The following is a 19,977-nucleotide window of genomic DNA, read 5'->3' on the forward strand; positions in this document are numbered from 1 at the left end:
TAATTATCTTTTCGTTTTTCTTTGTAAAAAAATAGATTATGAAAAGATTAGGAGTTTTGTTGTTAAGCGTTGCGATAATTTCAGCAAGCTTATTTGGTTGTAAAAAAGATTCTGGTACACAGACTTTTGGCGCAACGCAAGGTCAGATAACTGGTACTGGTGGCGTTACATTTGATGTTAGTGGTACTTCTGCTGTATTTAATAGGCAGGTTGCAAGTGGTTCTACTTCTATATCAATAACAGGTATTATAAGTTCATCGCCCTTGAAGTCGGTTTTAATTCAGTTTATTAATGTTACTGCACCTGGTACTTATTCGTTAGCACAAACACCTTCTAATTTTTCTGCACAAGTAACTTATATGGCTGGTATGGCTACTAATGATAGCTATGTAAGTTCATTATCATCAACTGGTAATGGATCTGTAACTATTACCTCAATTTCTACTACCTCTATTGAGGGTACATACACTACAAAAGCAACAAATTTGGCTGGTGCATCTATTACTTTTTCTGGTACGTTTAAAGGTAATTTTTAAACTTGTAGCGTAATAACTAGATGTTTTTAAAATTGTGTATGCATTTAAATTATGTAACTGCACAGATTCATAAAGAACAGAACGTACAAGTGTGGGACGCAACTGACGATGATAAGTATAGCCAAAGCTGGCAACATAAAAAATCCCCTGACTAATTTATTAGTGAGGGGATTTTGTTTTGATGGAGAAACTAGATTACAATTTCCTCAAAATATCTTCTTGTGCCATGCGTACATAGTCACCGTTTTTGGCTGCGGTTGCTAGTTCAACACATTTTTCAGCACTAGCTTTTGCGCTTACTTTATCGCCTAATTCTTTTTCTATTCTAGCTTTTAACAAGAACAACCAGAAAGCATCCTTTTGTTGTTCTACACCTTTTGTAATTAAGGTTAGGGCTTTGCTGTTGTCTTTTAACCACTCGAAGTAAAAAGAAGCTGCTGCTTGATAGTTTGGTTTGTCGCTAGCTAAGTTTTTTTCTACATCGGCTTTAATGCGGTCTTTAATATCTACAGTAATAGGCAGGCTTACGGCCAATTTATCCCATGTAATTTGTAGCTCACAACTTTCGTTTTTTACATTGATAAATTGCATACTAAGCGTTTCTACCGCATCAGAAGTTTTTACTACTGGTGCTGTTACACGCACCACATCGTTCTCTTGTTTGTACAATGATGGTTGGTTTACAGTAAGGTCTTTGGTAATAATTAAGGTAAATTCTTTTTTACTAGGGATAGATAGTAAACCGTATTTACCAGCTTTTACGATAGTGCCGCCAATAATTACATCATCACTAAAATTGATGATAGTAGCACCATTAGCACCAGTACGCCATACTTTGTCAAAGGGTACCACATCACCAAAAATTTTACGACCTTTTATACCTGGGCGAGAGTAATTTAACTCTACAGAACCTAAGCCAAAGTTTTGTTTAATAGTTTGTGTAGGGCTTGGTTGTGGCATATTTACCTGACCAAAACTTGTAACGGCTGCAAACGTAGCAGCAAGCATTAATAATCGTTTCATGAAATTCTAGTTTGTTTAGTTTTTGCAAAAAGTGTAACAGTAAAAACCACAAGCCAATGTTTTTGTTGGGTTAATAACTGTTTAGTAACGGTGGCGAAGCTAAAGTTTTAAGTGATAACGACTATTACGTTATGGGGTTTTTAGTGGAATTTTTACTTTATTCTTCTTTTTTCGGCTAATCCATTTAGGGCCTTCAACTACCGCATTGGCTATGGTTTTAGCTTGTGAGGTATCTACATCGGTAATTACTTTTACATTATAAGCATTACCTTCTTTGTCTACTGAAAATTCAATGTCAATATCATCCAATTTATGGCCAGTTCTATCTGTAATTACTAAATGATTGTTGCTAGTAGTATCGCCAATAAAGCCAATTTTTTGGTTCATGTATTTGCTATAATACTGCCAGCCACCTACAGGCATTAATGAATCTAGTGGGTCGATGGTAACTTTTGCAACACTTGCGGACACATCTCTTTTTTTGACACTGCCATAACCAATCACAATCACTTCATCGAGGGTATTTTTGGCTGTTTGGGTAGAGTCTTTTGCTGGTATGGCGAAAAAGTTTTGCGTATTATTTGTGTTGGTTATATATCCATTATTTGAATTAATGGTATTCATAGGACCCATTTTCTTACTTAACTTATTGTCAACAGCTACACCTGCAAGCTTGCCTTGTAATGATTGGTCAATACTAATAGGTGTTTTGCTTTTAATTTCTTTTTCTGAAAGTTTGGCAACAGAAGAACTGGTATACAAACTATCTGCTTTTACTTTATCATCTTGCAAACTACTTATAGTTGCTTGCTTTGCTAATGAAAGTACCTCCTCTCTATCTGCTACAATTACTGGTTGTTTTTTACTTGAAGAAATAGTAAGTGTAGCCTTTTTATTAACAACTATTGGGCTATTATTAATTGAATGCGTTGTGTCAATAAAAGCTTTTGGTTTTTCTATTGCTGGTGTTACAATGGCTACTTGTTGGTTATTGGTGTTAGGTTTTAAAATAGCAAATGTTATAGCGCCAATGGTGCCAATAACAATGGCTGCGGCTGCGCTAAACCATGTTTTATAAGCAATATAAAATGGAACAATTTTAGCCGATTCTTTCTCTGGTAAAAGTGCCGCTTTAATGGCTGCTAAATCTGTTTCTGCTTTTTTAATATTAGCCTCTCTAAAACCTTCAACGGCATCTTCTAAAAAAGGGTCAGTAAGCATGGCTTTTTCAAAAGCATACATATCCTCACGGCTCATTGTGCCATTAACATAGCTGCTAATGTGCGTGATAGTGTAAGATGATATGTTGCTATTATTGCTCATGCTTATCCATGCAAATTTTCAAATTTCTTTTACCATTTTGTATCAAACTTCTCACTTTATTCCATTCTAGGCCAGTAATTTCTGTAATCTCGTTGTAACATTTTTCTTCTAAATAAAACAGTTTAATGGTTTGTTGCTGCTCAGTATTTAGCTGTTCAATGCAATTTTCAAGACTGTTTAAACTATTTTCTTTTGCCAATACTGCTTCAAGATGCGAATTATCTTCTAATTGCATAAAAGTTTCTGGTAATTCTGAAAAGCCTTTGCCTTTTTCTCGACGTAATTGCATTAAGCACCAATTTTTTGCCAACACATACAACCAACTTTTAAAATTGGCAGGGTTGTGTTGCAATAGTTTATTGGTTAATGCCTCGTAAATATTCATCACGGCATCTTTTGCAAAATCTTGGTCTTTTAAATACTTCACACATACACCATACACCAAATCTGCATAGCGCATATACAATACTGCCAAAGCCTGCTGTTGTTGATGTTGCTTGTAATGCAACACCAATTGCTCATCGGTATAAGTATTTAGTGAATGGCTGTTTATCATGCTGTTGATGGTGCGATGAAAGTACAGGAAATTTTTTTTGAAAACATTTATGTAATCGTTCTAGTAGTTGCATCTTCTTGAAAAATCACTTTAAAAACTGCGCTGTATGACAAACGATTTACAAATCCATATACCTACACCTTGCCACGAAAATTGGGACGCAATGACACCTGAAGCCAAAGGACGCTTTTGCGGTAGCTGCGCAAAAGTGGTGGTAGATTTTAGTGTAATGACTGATAACGAGGTGCTGAACTTTTTAAAGAACAACAAAGGCAGTACTTGTGGCCATTTTACAAGCGATCAACTAGATAGGCCAATTATAGAAACACAATTACAGCCTAAGAGAACCTGGCGTTATTGGTTAGCTTCAATTACATCGCTGTTTGTAATGCTTAAGCAATCAAATGCACAAAGCCAAGCAAATGAAAAGCGACTTATTGGTGATACTACTATTGTTTTAAACGATTTTAAAGACATGGTTGTAGGCAAAGTAGCCATAAAACCAGCTGAAAAAAAGGTGGTTGGTAGAGTAGTTGATGAACATGATAAGCCGATTCTTGGTGCTTCTGTGGTAATAAAGAACGCTAGAATTGGCGTTGCTACAGATGCGGACGGTCGGTTTTTATTAAAAGTAGATAAGAACAAGGTGACACTAATTGTTTCATACATCGGTTATAAAACCAAAGAATTTGAGGTGGTTGCGAACAGCGAGATAAAGCCTATAAAACTTGCTATAGTTGACGATTCGTGGATGGGTGAAGTTGTTGTGGTAAGGCAATCTAAAAAAGGTAAACCCAAAATTGAGAAAAAGCCGCTGTTAGATACCTTGTCTCAATGTGTGTCTAAAGTTATTGATAGCAAAGCTTTTACTGTGTATCCAAATCCTGTGAGTGTAAATGGAACTATTAATATTTCAATAAAAGAAGCTGGTAATTATGAGGTGAAAATTTCAAATAGTCAGTCTAGGATGTTGGTGAGTAGAACCTTAAATACACAGGTATCTAAACAAAATGTTCAGTTCAGTTTACCAGTTGGCATTAGTCAAGGTATTAACTACATACGCTTAATAAATACAGCTACGCAGAAACAATGGGTAGATAAAATATTGGTGCAATAATAACCAAACATAGAAGTCTCAATTGGGCAAAGTTTTTAGGGGGCTTTGCCCAACTTCTTTTTAGCTAATTTCAGCGTTAATCAGCATTATCTGCGAGAGGCTTCTTCTTAAACGCAGGGTGAAATTGTTGCAGCGTGCTTCTTAAATAGTCTCTATCTAAATGGGTATAAATTTCAGTAGTGGTAATACTTTCATGGCCTAGCATTTCTTGCACAGCACGTAAGTCTGCACCGCCTTCTACCAAGTGCGTAGCAAAAGAATGGCGCAATGTGTGTGGTGAAATGGTTTTCTTAATATTTGCTTTAGCGGCCAAATTTTTTATGATGTAAAAAATCATTACTCGGCTTAATAATTTGCCTCTATTATTTACAAATAAAAAATCTTCAAAGCCCTTTTGTATGGGTTGATGTTTGCGTATTTCGTCTCTATAAATTTGAATGTATTTTATGGCATCTCTGCCTATTGGTACCAATCTTTCTTTATCGCCTTTACCAATTACACGTATAAAACCTACATCTAAATACAGGCAACTGATTTTTAAATTTACTGTTTCGCTTACACGCAAGCCACAACTGTACATGGTTTCAATAATGGCTTTGTTGCGGCCGCCTTCAGGCTTACTTAAGTCTATGGCAGCAATCATGTTTTCTATTTCTTCAAAGCTTAAAGTGTCTGGTAGTAAGCGTTTGGTTTTGGGCGCATCTAATAGGGTAGAAGGATCGGTGGTACATATTTGTTCTAAAATACAGTACTTGTAAAAGGCTTTAATGCCAGAAATAATTCTTGCTTGTGAGGTTGATGTCATACCAAGTTCTGCAATCCATTTTATAAAGCCTTGCAAATCTTTCAATACTAAGTCAGCGGGGCTTTTGCTGGTATTGCTAACTTCTAGATAGCTAGTTAATTTTTCCACATCACGCAAGTAAGCCTCTACCGAATTGTCACTCAGCGATTTTTCTAATTGTAAATAAGCTTTAAATCCTTTTTTATAAGCGTCCCACATAAAGGTTAAATTCTTGTTGATACTAGGTTCATTTTTGGATGTAGTTGCTGCTAAAGTTATATTTACTCACCACTAACATCTCTAACCATTATTAAGCATGCAAGTTAGCCTACGTTCGTTCAAGTTGAAAGTTGCAAAACACAAAACTACGTTTAAAGGTTTTTTAACCAGAATAGAAAAGAATCCGCCTGCCTTGCTAGATGCTATGATTGAAGAGATTGACAAAGAAGTGTGGCAAGAAACGGATTGCTTAAGTTGTGCCAATTGCTGCAAAACAATGACGCCAACATTTAAGCCCAAAGACATCAAACGTATTGCTGCTCACTTTGAAATTAAGCCCAAAGAATTTAAAGACAAATGGTTGTACCAACATGGTAATGATCCTGATTGGATTAATAAGTCTATGCCTTGCCAGTTTTTAAATAAGCAAAATAATATGTGCAGTATTTATGAAGTAAGGCCAGATGATTGTGCTGGTTTTCCTCATTTAACGAAGAAGAAAATGAACACTTATATGCATGTACACAAACAAAACTTAACCTTTTGCCCAGCAACTTTTAAAATGGTTGAGAAAATGAGAGAAAGGTTGCTAAAGTAAAGAGGCAAAGAGATGTAAGGCAAATAGGAAGACAATAGACGATAGTCGATAGACCATAGAAAAGGAAAAGGCAAAGAGTTATGAGGCAAGAGGTAGAAATCAAGTGTAAGTGTCAAGCAGCAAGAAGAAAGAACACAAAACCTAGAATTAAAAATACAGAACTGAGAACTCAAAACGCACTGATGAAATATATTTTAAGTGGATTGTTAGCAGTAGTTGCTTTAATGGCAAATGCACAAACGGGTAATTTAATTGACTCTGTTTTGGCCAATAATATTATACGTATGCCTGCTTATCAATTAGCTAAAGTAGGCAATGAAACATTGGTGTTGCAAATGAATTATGGCAGTAGCAGTTTTATAGATACTACAGGTGTTTACAAATTGCAAAACGCCCAAATTTTATCAGTTGATTTGTTGTTTACAGATTATCCTGCTAATCAAAATTTAGTGGCTTTAAACAAAAGGCGCTTACAGGCTTTGGCTGATTTAGTGCCAACTGCAACGCAGCAACCCAACACACTTTGGCAAATTATTAGACAGTTAGATGGTAAAGACAAAGCGTCTGCTGCTACTATGTTACACGGTTTTGTAGTTAATTATCGTAGCCCAGAAACGGTGGTTAGTAAAAAGAAAGAAATTGACCTGATTAAGTCTGTAACGCCTACTTTAATAAATGTACCAGCAGAAGTGCCTTTTGTAGAAGAAAAGGTGAACAACTGGAGCGCCATACACAATGGTTTACAAAGGCAACGTGTGGTTATATACAACAGGCCGCTAAGAAAAAGCGATGTTAATAAACCTGTATTACAAAAGATGGCGGCACCAAAAGATACCATTGTGTCTTTTACTTACAAAGAAGCGAAAAACAGTCAGCTAATGCCAGATATGGGTGCAAGGTTTTTACGAGAAAAAGATTCTGTTTTCTTTTTATTGGCGTCACCATTGCAGGCAAGTGTAAAACTTGTGCCGCCAGAATTGCGTTCGTTGGGTGATTCTGGTGTATTAAAGACTTTAAAGCGCAATCACTTTAACAAAATGCTGGTAGTAGCTGATGTTACTAGCAGCATGAGTCCTTACGTGGCGCAAGTTTTTGCATGGATAAATGCAGAGGCTGAAAAAAGCAATGTGCAATATGTGGTGTGCTTTAATGATGGTGATGGTAGAAATAATGACTATAAAAAAATAGGTAGAACAGGGGGTATTTATGGCGAGGTGTATAAAGATGCTATTCAGTTGTCAAAGCAGATTATTAGTACCATGGATAAATGCCAAAACAACGACATTCAAGAGAATGACTGCGAAGCCATTATTAAAGGTATTGACTTATGTAGCGATTGTAATGATGTGGTTTTATTGGCAGATAGTTGGGCACCTGTACGTGATATTTCATTAGCAGAAACTATTAAAAAGCCTGTAAAAGTTATTGCTTGCGGTAATAGAATTGGCATACGACCAGAATATATAGAAATAGCCCTTAAAACCAATGGTAGCCTACATTTTATGGATGAAGATATTGTAGACCTCACGCCTTTGCGCAATGGCAAGCAAATGATGATTCATGGTAAATTGTATGCGTATAAAAATGGCTGGGTAAATGAGGTGGTGAGATAGTTTTGATTTGAAATTTTTGATTTAGAATTTTAATTATGAAATATTTTGTTGCAATATTTATAAAACTGCTGTTAATATCAAGCTGCCTGCAAGCACAGCTTAGTAATTATCAGGTAAAAGGAGATAGGGTGTATATTAACACGTATGATTTTTTTTATGAGAAAACTTATGAACAGCTTAATAAAAAGCAGTACGATGCGGCTTTAGAATCTGCAACTATATGTGTACAGCTTTGTCCTACATGTGCTATTACTCATGCATTATTATCAGTAGTATACGATGAAATGGGCGACACAAAAAAATCAACTAAAGAATTTGCCATTGCTAAAAAACTATGTAATAATTGTGTAGATGCTTATTATGAGTTAGCTAGCCGTAAGGCGTATCATAAATTTTATAATGATGCACTAGCAATTATTAATGAAGGCATAAAAAGGGATTCTGTTTCAAAAAAAGTATCACCATTTTATGTTGCAAGAGGAGAAATTAAATGTTGGCAAAAAGACATAAATGGTTGGTATGCAGATAATAACAAAGCTTTTCAAATAGACACTAATAACTTGGAAGCCTTGTTTAACATGATTGAACATGAGATTTACTTAAAGCAAGATAGTTTGGTGTATAAACGCATAAGTGCAATTGCTGTAGACTCGAGTAAAGACTATAATCCTTGGTACATTTTGTATAGAAGGGCTGGTTTTTACTTAGAGTTAAAGGCTTATGATAAAGCATTAGAAGATTGTAAAAATGTAATTATACATGAGCCGGAAAATGCTGAGGCTTATGCCAGCATAGCTTTAGCGGAAGTTTATTCTGGTAAATATCAAGAAGCGTTGGTAGACATAGATACTGCCGTTAAAAAGCAACCCCAAAATGCTTGGATTACCAATAATAGAGGGTTTATAAAAATACACCTACAGCAATATCAATCTGCGCTACAAGACCTCGATAGCGCTTTAGCTTTAGATAGTAACTACACTTATGCTTACAATAACAAGGGCTATATCTACTTTAAATTAGGTGGTAAAGACAATTTGCAAAAGGCAATTGCATGTTACGATAAAGCCATAGAATTAGGTGGTAAATACTACGAACCTTACTGGAAATATCGAGAAGAAGCCGTTGCGCTGTTAAAGAAAGAGGAATTATAGTTGCAGCGATTAAGCGTACAAAATGCTAATTTTTAGAGTATTGATAAATCATAAATCCGAAACCTCAAAGACCACAAATTGCTGCACAGAGTTATCCACGTACAAGTGTGCGACGCAACAGGTGCTGATAAGAAATCCACATGCTGGCTCAAAAATAATTACTCGCTGTAGCAAAACGTATATTTGTTTCTATGGCAAATAGCTTAAAAAAGAAAGTTTCACCACCGCCTAGCCCTGAGGTATTGACTGAGGATAAAGAGGTAGATGTGACCGTGGTTGAGGTGGTGAAGGACGAACGCACAACAAAAATTGCAGGCGCCATAAGCCTGTTACTTACTATTTTCTTGTTTATCGCTTTTACATCTTACTTGTTTACATGGCAAGAAGATCAAGACAAAGTGTACCAATTTGGCATTAAAATTTTTGCCACCAACGATGTGCGGGTGCATAATTTGTTGGGTGTTTTGGGGGCTTTCGTGGCGCATTTGTTTATTTACAAAGGTTTTGGTGTTGCATCGTATTTGTTTTGCACTTTCTTTTTTGTGCTAGGTATTAATTTATTGTTTGGCAAAAAGATTTTTAGCCTTGTGCGTAACCTGCGTTATGTAATGGTAGGCTTGGTAGTGCTAAGTATGGCTTTTGCGTTTGTAGCAAGTGCTAGCGACTTTAGCTGGGGCGGTGCAGTGGGCGAATTGCTGAGCAATTGGTTTGTAAAATGGATTGGTAATGTAGGCACAGGATCTTTGCTTTTGGTTACTGTGTTTAGTTATGTTATTTGGCGTTTTAACCCTACGTTTAAATGGCCTGAGAAGAAAGTAACCGCTGATGTAAAAGATACAAATGATGGCCATGATTTGATGGTTGAGGATGATGTTGAAAAAGAGGTTTTAGAGGATGATTTTGATGAGGAAGAAGAACAAATTTTACCCATAAGTCACAATAAATTAAAGGAAGGCGCAACTGGTAAAGCAGTAGTAACGCCGAAGGAAGAAGTGCCAACACACGACCCATTGACTGAATTTGGTGTAACTGAAAAAGAGATTGTAGAAGAACAGCCAATAGAAGAAGAAAAAGGCAAATTGTTTATAGCCGAAGAACCTAAAAAGAAGAAGGAAAAGGCCATAGATGCGATGGTGGATTTGCCACTAGAAATAGCACCTGCAGCTCATGAAGGAGTAACGGTAATAATGCCTAAACCTACTGTAGACGACATACCTTTTGATGTTGATGATGAAGAAGAAATTGAAGAAGATGAACCAGCAATAGAAGCTAGAAAGCCTTTAAAGATTGAGTTTGATGATGAAATAGATATTGAACTTGAGATGCAAGATATGGTTGATGATGAGGATGATATTGTTGATAGTAAGCCATCTGAAATTGACCATTATGGTATCGATACCTTGTTTGACCCAACACTTGAATTGAAGGATTATAAATATCCATCGATAGAGTTGCTAGAAACGCATGGTAGTGAGAAAATTGTTCACGACCCTAATGAACTAGAAACGAATAAAAACCAAATTATTGCCACGCTTAAGAACTACGATATTGCTATACAGCGTATTGCAGCTACCGTAGGGCCTACAGTTACCTTGTACGAAATTGTACCTGCACCTGGTGTGCGTATTAGTCGTATTAAAAACCTAGAAGATGATATTGCTTTAAGCCTGGCTGCCTTGGGTATTCGTATTATCGCACCAATACCGGGTAAAGGAACTATTGGTATAGAAGTGCCAAATGTGCGTAAAACTGTGGTAAGCATGAAGACTTTATTGGCTTCTGAAAAGTTTACTAATAGCTCATTCTCTTTGCCAATAGCTATTGGCAAAAAAATTGACAACGAAAACTTTATAGTAGACCTAGCAACAATGCCTCACTTATTAATGGCAGGTGCAACAGGGCAAGGTAAATCGGTAGGTTTAAATGCCATATTGGTGTCTTTGTTGTACAAAAAACATCCATCACAGTTAAAGTTTGTATTGGTAGATCCTAAGAAAGTTGAGTTGAGCATTTACAAAGTGATAGAAAAACATTTCTTAGCAAAGCTGCCGGGTGAAGAAGAGAGCATTATTACTGATACCAAGAAAGTAGTACATACGTTGAATGCCTTGTGTATAGAGATGGATAACCGCTATGACTTGCTGAAAGAAGCTGGTTGTAGAAACATTAAAGAGTATAACGAGAAGTTTAATAACCGCAAATTAAACCCTCAAAAAGGTCATCAATATTTACCGTTTATAGTGTTGGTGGTAGATGAATTTGCTGACTTGATTATGACTGCTGGTAAAGAAGTAGAAATGCCAATTGCACGTTTGGCACAGCTTGCAAGAGCAATTGGTATTCACTTAATTATTGCTACACAAAGGCCTTCGGTAAATATTATTACTGGTACAATTAAGGCGAATTTCCCTGCACGTATTGCCTTTAAAGTATCTAGTAAAATAGATAGCAGAACCATTTTAGATGCGGGCGGTGCTGAGCAATTAATAGGCAAAGGTGATATGCTCATCAGCTATAATGGCGATATTACACGTTTGCAATGTGCATTTGTAGATACACCTGAAGTAGATAAGATTGTAGAATTTATTGGCGACCAACGTGGCTATCCTGATGCCTTTTTATTGCCAGAATACACAGATGAAAAAGAAGAAGGTAGTGGCAAAGGCTTTGACGCTGCCGATAGAGACCCATTATTTAATGATGCTGCAAAATTGATTGTTCAAAATCAAATTGGTTCTACCTCATTAATACAACGCAGAATGAAACTAGGCTACAATAGGGCTGGCAGATTGATGGATCAATTAGAAGCAGCTGGTATTGTAGGTGCTAATGCTGGTAGTAAAGCAAGAGAGGTTTTGTTTAAGAGCGAGACAGAATTACAAGAATATTTAGATTCTATGGCATAATTATAGATTAGCTGAATCGGTAAACAATTAAACCAATTAGGTAGATTTTGGTCTGTTAAATGTTGTAACATCTATCTTTGACCCTTTAAAAGAAACAAATGAAGAAAATTATAGTATTAGGTTTAGCGGTGATAGTATCTCTTAGTTCGGTTTTTGCCCAAAACGATCTAGCAGCAAAAAAAGTATTGGATGGTGTAAGTGCTAATATCAAAAATTTTAAAGCGATTACCTCTAGTATTACCATTAAGTCATTGAGTAGTAAAGGTGTTAGTAATGGTAGTAAATCTGGTACTATTAGCTACAAAAACAAAAAATACCTTTTAAAACAGGGCAAAACAGAAGTGATTTGTGATGGTAGTAAAGTGTACAACTTTGACGGTAATAATACTATTACGGTAACTGGTGCAGATGAGGCAGAATCTTTATTAAGCCCACAAAAATTATTTTCTAATTTTTACGATAAAGATTTTACCTACAAATTAGTGTCTTCTGCTGGTGCAGCTTACCAAATTGAATTGACACCAACTGACAAGCGTAAGAATTTTTCTAAAGTGTTGTTGTTTATTGACAAAACAAAAAACATGTTTACTAAAGTGAACATCCTTGATAAGGGCAACAACAAAACAGAAATTAGCTTGACTAACTTAAATACCAACGCAAGCTTAAACGATGCGATATTCATTTTTAATAAAAGTAAATACCCTGCTAACGTTGAAATTTTAGATTAAAGCGTTTATTTTAACATAGTCTAAAGCCATTTCTCACAATAGAAATGGCTTTTTTATTGCAGCTAAATTGTATTTTTATCAAATGAAAAAAATTGCTTTATCCTTAGTATTTGCCTTGCTTACTTTGTTTGTAAATGCACAATTTTCTGTGCGTTTAGTGGTAACTACAGTAGCCACAAAGCCGAATGATGATATTTACGTAGCTGGCACATTTAACAATTGGAATCCTAAAGATGAGAAGTATAAGCTAAAGCCTTTTGCTGGCGGTAGAAAAAGTATTGTAATTAAAGATGTAGCAGCAGGTAATTATGCGTTTAAGTTTACAAGAGGTAGTTTTGATAAAGTTGAATGTACGAACGATGGTAGAGATATTGCGGATAGAATTGTAGATGTGAATGCGGATGTATCGCAAGAAATAACTATTGCAGGCTGGAAAGATGATTACCCCGATAGACCAAAACGCTACACCGCAAGCCCACAAGTAAAAGTGATAGATACGGCTTTTAAAATGCCTCAACTTAACCGTACGAGAAGAATATGGGTTTATTTACCCAAAGGCTATGCAAGTTCTACTAAAACTTATCCTGTTTTATACATGCATGACGGGCAAAATTTGTTTAATGAACAAACAGCTTATGCCGCTGAATGGGGCATTGATGAATGTTTAGATAGCTTGCAGCAGAAGCTTGGTAAAGAATGTATTGTTGTAGGTATTGATAATGGTGGCGAAAAGCGTATGAGCGAATATTCGCCTTATGATTATAGCTTGAAGGGTGCTTTTGCAACGCCTGAAAACAAAGGTGAAGGAAAGCAATATGTTGACTTTTTGGTGCAAACTTTAAAGCCTTATATTGACATAAAATACCGTACTAAAAGAGGTCCTGATTTTACGTTTATTGCTGGTAGTAGTATGGGCGGTTTAATAAGTGCTTACGCTATCATGCAGTATCCACAAGTGTTTGGGGCTGCTGGTGTCTTCTCGCCTTCATTTTGGATTGCGCCAAATATTTATACCGAAGCTACCAATTTTACCACTACAGCTATGCCTAGATTTTTTATGTATGCTGGCGCAAAAGAAGATGCAACGATGGTAAGTAACGTGACTAAAATGGAAGCAATTTTAAAAACCAAACCTCGTTACGAAGTTACAACCCAAGTTAGTCCACTAGGTCAGCATAACGAGGCTTATTGGAAGTTGGTGTTTCCTGGTTTTTATGCTTGGTTATTAAACCGCTGATTAATGATGATGAATTTGATGCGCAGTGATATTTGTGTAATCATGGTAAATCATAACCAATCACCATTAATTTGCGGTTACTATTGATTCAGCAAAAATGTAACACCCTCAATAGCTAAATCTGTATTTGAAAAAATAGCACTAGCTTCTTCTAAAAACTGGTCAAGCACTTCGTATTTACTACTAAAATGCCCTAGTATTAGTCTGTCTACTTCTGCCTTTGAGGCAATGGTGGCTGCTTGTTCTGATGTAGCATGAAAGCGTAAAGCAGCTCTATCGTTCATGTCTTTTAGATAGGTAGATTCATGATACAGTAATGATACATTTTTTACAATAGGCACTAATGTTTCATCGTAAATAGTATCAGCACAAAACGCATAGCTACAGGCAGGTTTGTTCGCTACAGTTACCCATTCGTTTTTAATAATCTCGCCTGTTTTGGTTTCGTAATCTTCACCCATTTTTAGCTTATCGTAAAAAGCTGTTGGTATCTCGTATTTGTGAATGGTAGCTTTGTCTATTTTTCTTGGTTGCTTTTTTTCACGAATGATAAAGCCTTTGCAAGCCACTCTATGTTTAGTGCTAAAGCATTCAATGGTAAATTTATTGTCGTTCCAAATTAGGCCATCTTCTTCTAACGCATGAAAGTGCAAAGGGTAGGGAAGTACGGTGTTTGCAGCATTTAGCTGCGCATGAATAATTGGTTCAAGTAATGGCGGCGCAAATAGGTGTAAATCATTTTCTCTACCAAGTAATCCCATACTTGTAAGAATACCCATTAAGCCAAAATAATGGTCACCATGCAAGTGCGAAATAAGAATATAGTTGATTTTACTGCGTTTTATCCTGTATTTGGCCATTTGCATTTGTGTGCCTTCGCCACAATCTATTAAAATCAATTGGTCATTCATAGTAACCACTTGCGAGGTAGGATGCCTATCGTAAGCAGGAATTGCAGAATTATTACCTAAAATGGTTACACCAAGCATATTGTTTTATTTCACTCTTTCAGTCATAGGATTACACGAATTAAAATCAATTACACGAATTTTAGAAAAACAATTGCATTAATTATGCCGATTTTCTTCTAAAAATAAATTTGAAAATATTATATCCTAGTTCGTGCAATTCGCTTAAATCTTTATCGTTCATATAATTTTATTCGTTTGCTTCAAACTCAAAATCGTCACCATCTAATAATTCTCGTTCTATTTCTTCCATTTGTACAATATCCCAAGCCTCACTTTCGGTAGGCGTAATGTTTAAAACGTCAGTTAGCTCAAGTTTGTCAAAAATAGCTTCAGTTTCTGGTGTCATTTCGCAAATAACAAAGCTGGCATTTGCTTCGTAAAAGCGTTGCTGCCATTGCGTTATAGCGTCGCAACTGTTGTCATCAATGTCTATCACATTGGCCATGTTTAAAATGGTGTTTTTAATGTCTTTTTGTAGTAAAATACCACAAAGGGCATTAAAATCCGCAGTCACATTGTCAGCAAAATGCGGCTCAATTGGCGTTACAACGGTAAATTTTTCCTTGGTATCAATTTTGAACTTCATAGCTTATCTTTTCATTAACATACTGTGCATAAAACAGTAGAAACATTAGTCAAAAATATTCGTTATAATTGTACGGGCGAACATAAATTAATAACATGGATAATAATTTTTCAGCACAAGTAAAAGAAATCATCTCATTTAGCCGTGAAGAAGCTTTGCGGTTGGGAAATGATTTTATAGGTACAGAGCATTTATTGTTAGGTTTAATACGTGATGGCGAAAATACCGCCATTAAAGTATTGCGACAATTGAATGTTGATTTGTACGAACTGCGTAAAGAAATAGAACTGGCAGTTAAAGATAAAACTGGTAAAAACATTGCTAATATCAACAGCCTGCCTTTAACCAAGCAAGCTGAAAAAGTTATCCGTGTAACAGTTTTAGAAGCCAAAGCATTAAAAAGCCCTTTGGTAGAAACAGAGCATTTAATGCTGAGCATTTTAAAGAACAAAGAAAATATTGCAACACAAATTTTAAATCAGTTTGATGTGGATTACGATATGTTTAGAAACGAATTAGGTATGGTAGGTAGCTCTGCACCTAACAACCCTCGCAACGAATTTCCTGATGATCAGGATGATGAATTTGATGACGATAAAAAAGGCTTTGGTGGTCAGCGTAGCGGTGGTGCTGGTGCAACTGCTGGTAAGCCAAATCCTAACGCTAAAAGCAAAACACCTGTGTTAGATAATTTTGGTAGAGATATTACCAAAATGGCTGAAGCTGGTACACTTGACCCAATTGTGGGGCGTGAAAATGAAATTGAGCGTGTATCGCAAATTTTATCACGCAGAAAAAAGAACAACCCAATATTAATAGGTGAGCCTGGTGTGGGTAAAACCGCCATTGTAGAAGGCTTGGCATTAAGAATTGTGCAACGTAAGGTAAGCCGTGTGTTGTTCGATAAAAGAGTGATTTCGTTGGATTTAGCGGCTTTAGTAGCTGGTACAAAATACCGTGGTCAGTTTGAAGAACGCATGAAAGCTATTATGAATGAGCTTGAGAAAAACCGTGATGTGATTTTATTTATTGATGAAATACACACTATTGTAGGTGCTGGTGGTGCAAGCGGTAGCCTTGATGCAAGTAACATCTTCAAGCCAGCTTTGGCTCGTGGCGAGTTGCAATGCATAGGTGCTTCTACATTAGATGAGTATCGCCAATTTATTGAGAAAGATGGTGCTTTAGATCGTCGTTTTCAAAAAGTATTGGTAGAACCACCAAGTGTTGATGAGACCATTCAAATATTAACCAATATTAAAAGTAAGTACGAAGATTTTCACAATGTAGTATACGATGAAGAAGCCATTGAAGCTTGTGTAAAATTGAGTGACCGCTACATGACAGACCGTTTATTGCCAGACAAAGCAATAGATGTATTGGATGAAGTAGGTGCAAGAGTGCATTTGAAAAACATTAATGTACCTCAAGAAATTGTAGAGCTAGAAAAGCAAATTGAAGAGGTTAAAAACGAGAAAAATAAGGTAGTAAAAAGCCAGCGTTTTGAAGAAGCTGCTAGCTTACGTGATAAAGAAAAGCGCTTAGGTGAAGAGCTTGAAGCGGCTAAAGCTACTTGGGAAGAAGATAGCAAGAATAAGCGTTATCCTATTAACGAAGAAAATATTGCTGAAGTTATTAGCATGATGACTGGCATACCTGTTAAGCGTATGGTACAAGCTGAAACAGAGAAGCTACGTAGAATGGCTGATGATATGAAAGGCATGGTAATAGGCCAAGAAGATGCGATTAGTAAAGTGACTAAAGCCATACAGCGTAACCGTGTAGGTTTAAAAGATCCTAAAAAGCCAATTGGTAGTTTTATTTTCTTAGGCCCTACAGGTGTTGGTAAAACAGAATTGGCTAGAAGCCTTGCTAAATACATGTTTGACAGTGAAGATGCTTTAATACGCATTGACATGAGTGAATACATGGAAAAGTTCACGGTAAGCCGTTTAATAGGAGCGCCTCCTGGCTATGTTGGTTATGAAGAAGGTGGTCAGTTAACCGAAAAAGTGCGCCGTAAACCTTATAGTGTTATTCTGCTAGACGAGATTGAAAAAGCGCATCCAGATATTTACAACATATTATTGCAAGTATTAGATGATGGTATGTTGACTGATGGTTTGGGTAGAAAAATCGACTTTAAAAACAGCATGATTATTATGACGTCTAACATTGGTGTTAGACAGTTAAAAGAGTTTGGTGATGGTGTAGGTTTTGCTACTGCAAACCGTATGCAGAATCAAGAAGAAAATAATAAAGCTGTAATTGAAAAAGCATTAAAGAAAACTTTCTCACCTGAGTTTTTAAATAGAATTGATGATGTGATTATTTTCAATTCTTTAACCAAAGAGAATATTTTTGAGATTATAGACATTGTAATGAAAGGCGTGTACAAACGCTTGAATACATTGGGCTTTAGCCTTGAAATTACTACTGAGGCGAAAGATTTTATAGCTGATAAAGGTTACGATTCTCAATTTGGTGCAAGGCCATTACACAGAGCCATACAGAAGTATTTAGAAGATCCTTTAGCTGAGGAAATTTTAAACTTGAATGTAAAAAATGGTGACGTGTTGGTAGCCAATTTAGACAAAGAAAAAGGTAAAATTTACTTTGAACTAAAAGCAAAAGAAACTGAAGAAAGTCCTGCGGTATAGAAAAAAGGTTAGTTTACTAATTGTATTTTCAGTTTATCTTTTTAAATTTGATGTATGAGTACGTTAGAGTTAAAGGTTTACGATATATTTAAATCGAAATTTACTGAGCAGGAAGCTGCTACGGTAATTGAATATATTGAGTCTAAAACCAAAGAAAAGGTAGAAGAAAAAACACAAATTTTCCAAACTTTGCAAAACAAAGATTTAGAGGTTTTAAGGAGTGGGATTAAAGAAGACTTTGCGAAATTGGATGGAAAGATTGATACAAAAATTTCTGAAACTAAAGTAGAAATCTTGCGTTGGATGTTTGGTATTTTTTTAGCTATGATGCTTGCAATCATTGGGTTATATTTCAAGAAATAGTTTCTTCATAAATTAATAAAACAAAAATGAGGCTGTCTCAAAAGTACGAGACAGCCTCTTTTTTTTCGGACAGCTGATGGAGACTTGCTATCGTTTATGCGATTCTAGAGGCCATAGTTTTATTTATGATACTTCCTCTTTTATTGAATCTACACCCAACCCTTTCTTATAGCTAATGCAATTAATTCACCCGAGTTTTTAACCCCCGCTTTATGCACCATATTCTTGCGATGTGTTTTTACGGTTTCATAGCCAATATTTAGCAAGTCGCTTATTTCTTTATTTAGCTTACCATCAATCATTAAGTACAATATCTCTTTTTCACGCTTGGTTAATAATTCTTTGGTAGGGGTAAATAGTTGCTCTACATCTACATCTACAAACGACGGCTCACCTTCTAAGCCTATAAATGATAAAGTAGGTTTACCTTCTATTTTTAAATGTGTAATATCTGTGTCTAGGCTCATGGTAATAATAGACCGCGCTTCAGCATCGTGCTGTAACACCATGGCCTGGTGCAATACACGTATATATTGGCCATTGCTTTTTTGTATTCTAAAGTCGTAACGCGCCTTGTATTTTAAAATCTTATCAATGGGTAACTGCCTATAAAAATTAGCACCATAGTTTTCAAAGTTTAATACGTAAGCTATATCTTCTGGGTGCACCTTTTTGAAATAAAACTCAGGGTTAAACAGCGATGGATGATACCCTAATACTGTTTCAATTTCATTACTTACTAGTTCTACACTGGCATCAGTAAGGTTAAGAATATAATAGTAATAATCGCCTACCTGAAAGAAGCTGAGTAGTTTTTTATGGATTGCCAGCTCCATCTGTAGATTATCTACTACTTCTATTGCCACATTTTCTGTAAGCTGCTCCCAAATCTTTCTCACTTCTTTAAAAACCTGAATTTTCATGTGCATTTTGTTTTGGTATTGCAATAATACGGGCTATTTATTTCATTAAAAAATACCACTAAAGAGGGATAACAGAGCAAAAAATACACCTATATTTTTACATCACAAAAAATACGAGTTCTTTTTAATGGATTTATAATGTAGGAGAATCGTAAGCATACCGCCAAGCTATGCGAAGTATAAAATGTATCTATATGTTTACGGCCTATTAAAACTGGTATATTTTAGAAAGTGCCTTTTTTAACAGCTAATAGTAAAATTTAATCAACGGGATTTTTCCCTTTAATACATGGGAAAAATCCCGTTGATTTCGGGGAAAACCACAGGTAATGCTTTTTGAATAGCTTATATGTTTACAACGTAATTATAATAACATGCAACGCACCATTTACTACCCAAGCCGCAAGCCACTATACCCAAGTATGGCGGTGCAAGTGCTAGGGCGCAACGCATCGGGCTTTGGTACTATGCCATGCTACCAAGCCCTAGTAGCACCGCACCTAAGTACGAAACCGCCAGACCTAAGCCGCAATCCACCGCACCTAACCCTATAACCGCTAGGGCTAGGGCGCAAGCAGCCGCACCAGGGCTAAGCCGCAACCAATCGGCAAGCGGTTACAGCCATCTCATAATCAATCATCATAACACTATAAACAACCATTACCATGTCAGATTTTATTCCA

General features: G+C 36.1%; 18 protein-coding genes. 11 read left to right on the top strand and 7 right to left on the bottom strand.

The features are described from left to right. The first annotated feature begins 38 nt into the window (after positions 1–38). Positions 39–536, top strand: coding sequence for a hypothetical protein (locus ACT9TX_RS15100; RefSeq protein ID WP_481339511.1), 498 nt, complete (start codon positions 39–41; stop codon positions 534–536). 195 nt (positions 537–731) lie between these two features. Here the strand turns inward: ACT9TX_RS15100 and ACT9TX_RS15105 are convergent, their stop codons facing one another. The 3 genes from ACT9TX_RS15105 to ACT9TX_RS15115 form a co-directional block, all read right to left on the bottom strand. Then, positions 732–1,559, bottom strand: a complete 828-nt coding sequence (locus ACT9TX_RS15105) for a DUF2911 domain-containing protein (protein WP_481339513.1) — start codon at positions 1,557–1,559, stop codon at positions 732–734. 129 nt (positions 1,560–1,688) lie between these two features. Next, positions 1,689–2,882 carry a hypothetical protein gene (locus tag ACT9TX_RS15110; RefSeq protein WP_481339515.1) on the bottom strand — a complete coding sequence of 398 codons (1,194 nt, stop codon included), beginning with the start codon at positions 2,880–2,882 and terminating at the stop codon, positions 1,689–1,691. Next, complete coding sequence (locus ACT9TX_RS15115; protein WP_481339517.1) at positions 2,872–3,438, bottom strand: RNA polymerase sigma factor; 567 nt, start codon at positions 3,436–3,438, stop codon at positions 2,872–2,874. Before ACT9TX_RS15115 ends, ACT9TX_RS15110 begins: the two co-directional genes overlap by 11 nt. A 106-nt stretch (positions 3,439–3,544) precedes the next feature. Here ACT9TX_RS15115 and ACT9TX_RS15120 point away from each other — a divergent pair, with 106 nt between their 5' ends. Then, a complete protein-coding gene (locus ACT9TX_RS15120) occupies positions 3,545–4,555 on the top strand; it encodes a carboxypeptidase-like regulatory domain-containing protein (protein WP_481339519.1) in 1,011 nt (336 codons plus the stop codon). A 76-nt stretch (positions 4,556–4,631) separates the two neighbouring features. Here ACT9TX_RS15120 and xerD read toward each other — a convergent pair whose 3' ends face one another. After that, positions 4,632–5,558, bottom strand: a complete 927-nt coding sequence (gene xerD / locus ACT9TX_RS15125; RefSeq protein WP_481339520.1) for a site-specific tyrosine recombinase XerD — start codon at positions 5,556–5,558, stop codon at positions 4,632–4,634. A 97-nt stretch (positions 5,559–5,655) separates the two neighbouring features. On the opposite strand from xerD, the gene ACT9TX_RS15130 reads away from it, so the two are divergent. The 6 genes from ACT9TX_RS15130 to ACT9TX_RS15155 all read left to right on the top strand — a co-directional run bounded on the left by ACT9TX_RS15130 (position 5,656) and on the right by ACT9TX_RS15155 (position 13,791). Next, positions 5,656–6,156 (top strand): YkgJ family cysteine cluster protein, encoded by a 501-nt coding sequence (locus ACT9TX_RS15130; protein WP_481339522.1) that lies wholly within the window; start codon positions 5,656–5,658, stop codon positions 6,154–6,156. A 182-nt stretch (positions 6,157–6,338) separates the two neighbouring features. After that, positions 6,339–7,769 carry a hypothetical protein gene (locus tag ACT9TX_RS15135; RefSeq protein WP_481339523.1) on the top strand — a complete coding sequence of 477 codons (1,431 nt, stop codon included), beginning with the start codon at positions 6,339–6,341 and terminating at the stop codon, positions 7,767–7,769. A gap of 35 nt (positions 7,770–7,804) precedes the next feature. After that, positions 7,805–8,920, top strand: coding sequence for a tetratricopeptide repeat protein (locus tag ACT9TX_RS15140; protein ID WP_481339525.1), 1,116 nt, complete (start codon positions 7,805–7,807; stop codon positions 8,918–8,920). Between the two features lie 191 nt (positions 8,921–9,111). Then, entirely contained in the window at positions 9,112–11,826 is a 2,715-nt protein-coding gene (locus ACT9TX_RS15145) for a DNA translocase FtsK (protein ID WP_481339527.1), read from the top strand. A gap of 98 nt (positions 11,827–11,924) precedes the next feature. Then, positions 11,925–12,554, top strand: coding sequence for an outer membrane lipoprotein periplasmic chaperone LolA1 (gene lolA1, locus ACT9TX_RS15150; RefSeq protein WP_481339529.1), 630 nt, complete (start codon positions 11,925–11,927; stop codon positions 12,552–12,554). Positions 12,555–12,636: 82 nt separating this feature from the next. Further along, positions 12,637–13,791, top strand: a complete 1,155-nt coding sequence (locus tag ACT9TX_RS15155; protein ID WP_481339531.1) for an alpha/beta hydrolase — start codon at positions 12,637–12,639, stop codon at positions 13,789–13,791. 80 nt (positions 13,792–13,871) lie between these two features. On the opposite strand, the gene ACT9TX_RS15160 is transcribed toward ACT9TX_RS15155, so the two are convergent. Further along, positions 13,872–14,780 (bottom strand): ribonuclease Z, encoded by a 909-nt coding sequence (locus ACT9TX_RS15160; RefSeq protein ID WP_481339533.1) that lies wholly within the window; start codon positions 14,778–14,780, stop codon positions 13,872–13,874. A 169-nt stretch (positions 14,781–14,949) separates the two neighbouring features. After that, positions 14,950–15,348, bottom strand: coding sequence for an STAS domain-containing protein (locus ACT9TX_RS15165; RefSeq protein WP_481339534.1), 399 nt, complete (start codon positions 15,346–15,348; stop codon positions 14,950–14,952). 95 nt (positions 15,349–15,443) lie between these two features. Here ACT9TX_RS15165 and ACT9TX_RS15170 point away from each other — a divergent pair, with 95 nt between their 5' ends. Together ACT9TX_RS15170 and ACT9TX_RS15175 are read left to right on the top strand one after the other, a co-directional pair. Further along, entirely contained in the window at positions 15,444–18,008 is a 2,565-nt protein-coding gene (locus ACT9TX_RS15170; RefSeq protein ID WP_481339536.1) for an ATP-dependent Clp protease ATP-binding subunit, read from the top strand. Positions 18,009–18,062: 54 nt separating this feature from the next. Next, positions 18,063–18,371: a hypothetical protein gene (locus tag ACT9TX_RS15175; RefSeq protein WP_481339537.1), complete on the top strand. Its 309-nt coding sequence runs from the start codon at positions 18,063–18,065 to the stop codon at positions 18,369–18,371. A gap of 149 nt (positions 18,372–18,520) precedes the next feature. On the opposite strand, the gene ACT9TX_RS15180 is transcribed toward ACT9TX_RS15175, so the two are convergent. Further along, positions 18,521–19,294 carry a LuxR C-terminal-related transcriptional regulator gene (locus ACT9TX_RS15180; RefSeq protein WP_481339539.1) on the bottom strand — a complete coding sequence of 258 codons (774 nt, stop codon included), beginning with the start codon at positions 19,292–19,294 and terminating at the stop codon, positions 18,521–18,523. A gap of 374 nt (positions 19,295–19,668) precedes the next feature. Between ACT9TX_RS15180 and ACT9TX_RS15185 the strand changes: the two genes are divergently transcribed. After that, a complete protein-coding gene (locus ACT9TX_RS15185; RefSeq protein WP_481339541.1) occupies positions 19,669–19,848 on the top strand; it encodes a hypothetical protein in 180 nt (59 codons plus the stop codon). Positions 19,849–19,977 lie beyond the last annotated feature (129 nt).

It is taken from the genome of Parasediminibacterium sp. HNIBRBA5674, assembly GCF_056745525.1.

Coding starts and splice junctions, on each gene's coding strand:
- ACT9TX_RS15100 (WP_481339511.1), top strand. CDS start 39: ATGAAAAGATTAGGAGTTTTGTTGTTAAGCGTTGCGATAATTTCAGCA.
- ACT9TX_RS15105 (WP_481339513.1), bottom strand. CDS start 1,559: ATGAAACGATTATTAATGCTTGCTGCTACGTTTGCAGCCGTTACAAGT.
- ACT9TX_RS15110 (WP_481339515.1), bottom strand. CDS start 2,882: ATGAGCAATAATAGCAACATATCATCTTACACTATCACGCACATTAGC.
- ACT9TX_RS15115 (WP_481339517.1), bottom strand. CDS start 3,438: ATGATAAACAGCCATTCACTAAATACTTATACCGATGAGCAATTGGTG.
- ACT9TX_RS15120 (WP_481339519.1), top strand. CDS start 3,545: ATGACAAACGATTTACAAATCCATATACCTACACCTTGCCACGAAAAT.
- xerD (WP_481339520.1), bottom strand. CDS start 5,558: ATGTGGGACGCTTATAAAAAAGGATTTAAAGCTTATTTACAATTAGAA.
- ACT9TX_RS15130 (WP_481339522.1), top strand. CDS start 5,656: ATGCAAGTTAGCCTACGTTCGTTCAAGTTGAAAGTTGCAAAACACAAA.
- ACT9TX_RS15135 (WP_481339523.1), top strand. CDS start 6,339: ATGAAATATATTTTAAGTGGATTGTTAGCAGTAGTTGCTTTAATGGCA.
- ACT9TX_RS15140 (WP_481339525.1), top strand. CDS start 7,805: ATGAAATATTTTGTTGCAATATTTATAAAACTGCTGTTAATATCAAGC.
- ACT9TX_RS15145 (WP_481339527.1), top strand. CDS start 9,112: ATGGCAAATAGCTTAAAAAAGAAAGTTTCACCACCGCCTAGCCCTGAG.
- lolA1 (WP_481339529.1), top strand. CDS start 11,925: ATGAAGAAAATTATAGTATTAGGTTTAGCGGTGATAGTATCTCTTAGT.
- ACT9TX_RS15155 (WP_481339531.1), top strand. CDS start 12,637: ATGAAAAAAATTGCTTTATCCTTAGTATTTGCCTTGCTTACTTTGTTT.
- ACT9TX_RS15160 (WP_481339533.1), bottom strand. CDS start 14,780: ATGCTTGGTGTAACCATTTTAGGTAATAATTCTGCAATTCCTGCTTAC.
- ACT9TX_RS15165 (WP_481339534.1), bottom strand. CDS start 15,348: ATGAAGTTCAAAATTGATACCAAGGAAAAATTTACCGTTGTAACGCCA.
- ACT9TX_RS15170 (WP_481339536.1), top strand. CDS start 15,444: ATGGATAATAATTTTTCAGCACAAGTAAAAGAAATCATCTCATTTAGC.
- ACT9TX_RS15175 (WP_481339537.1), top strand. CDS start 18,063: ATGAGTACGTTAGAGTTAAAGGTTTACGATATATTTAAATCGAAATTT.
- ACT9TX_RS15180 (WP_481339539.1), bottom strand. CDS start 19,294: ATGAAAATTCAGGTTTTTAAAGAAGTGAGAAAGATTTGGGAGCAGCTT.
- ACT9TX_RS15185 (WP_481339541.1), top strand. CDS start 19,669: ATGCAACGCACCATTTACTACCCAAGCCGCAAGCCACTATACCCAAGT.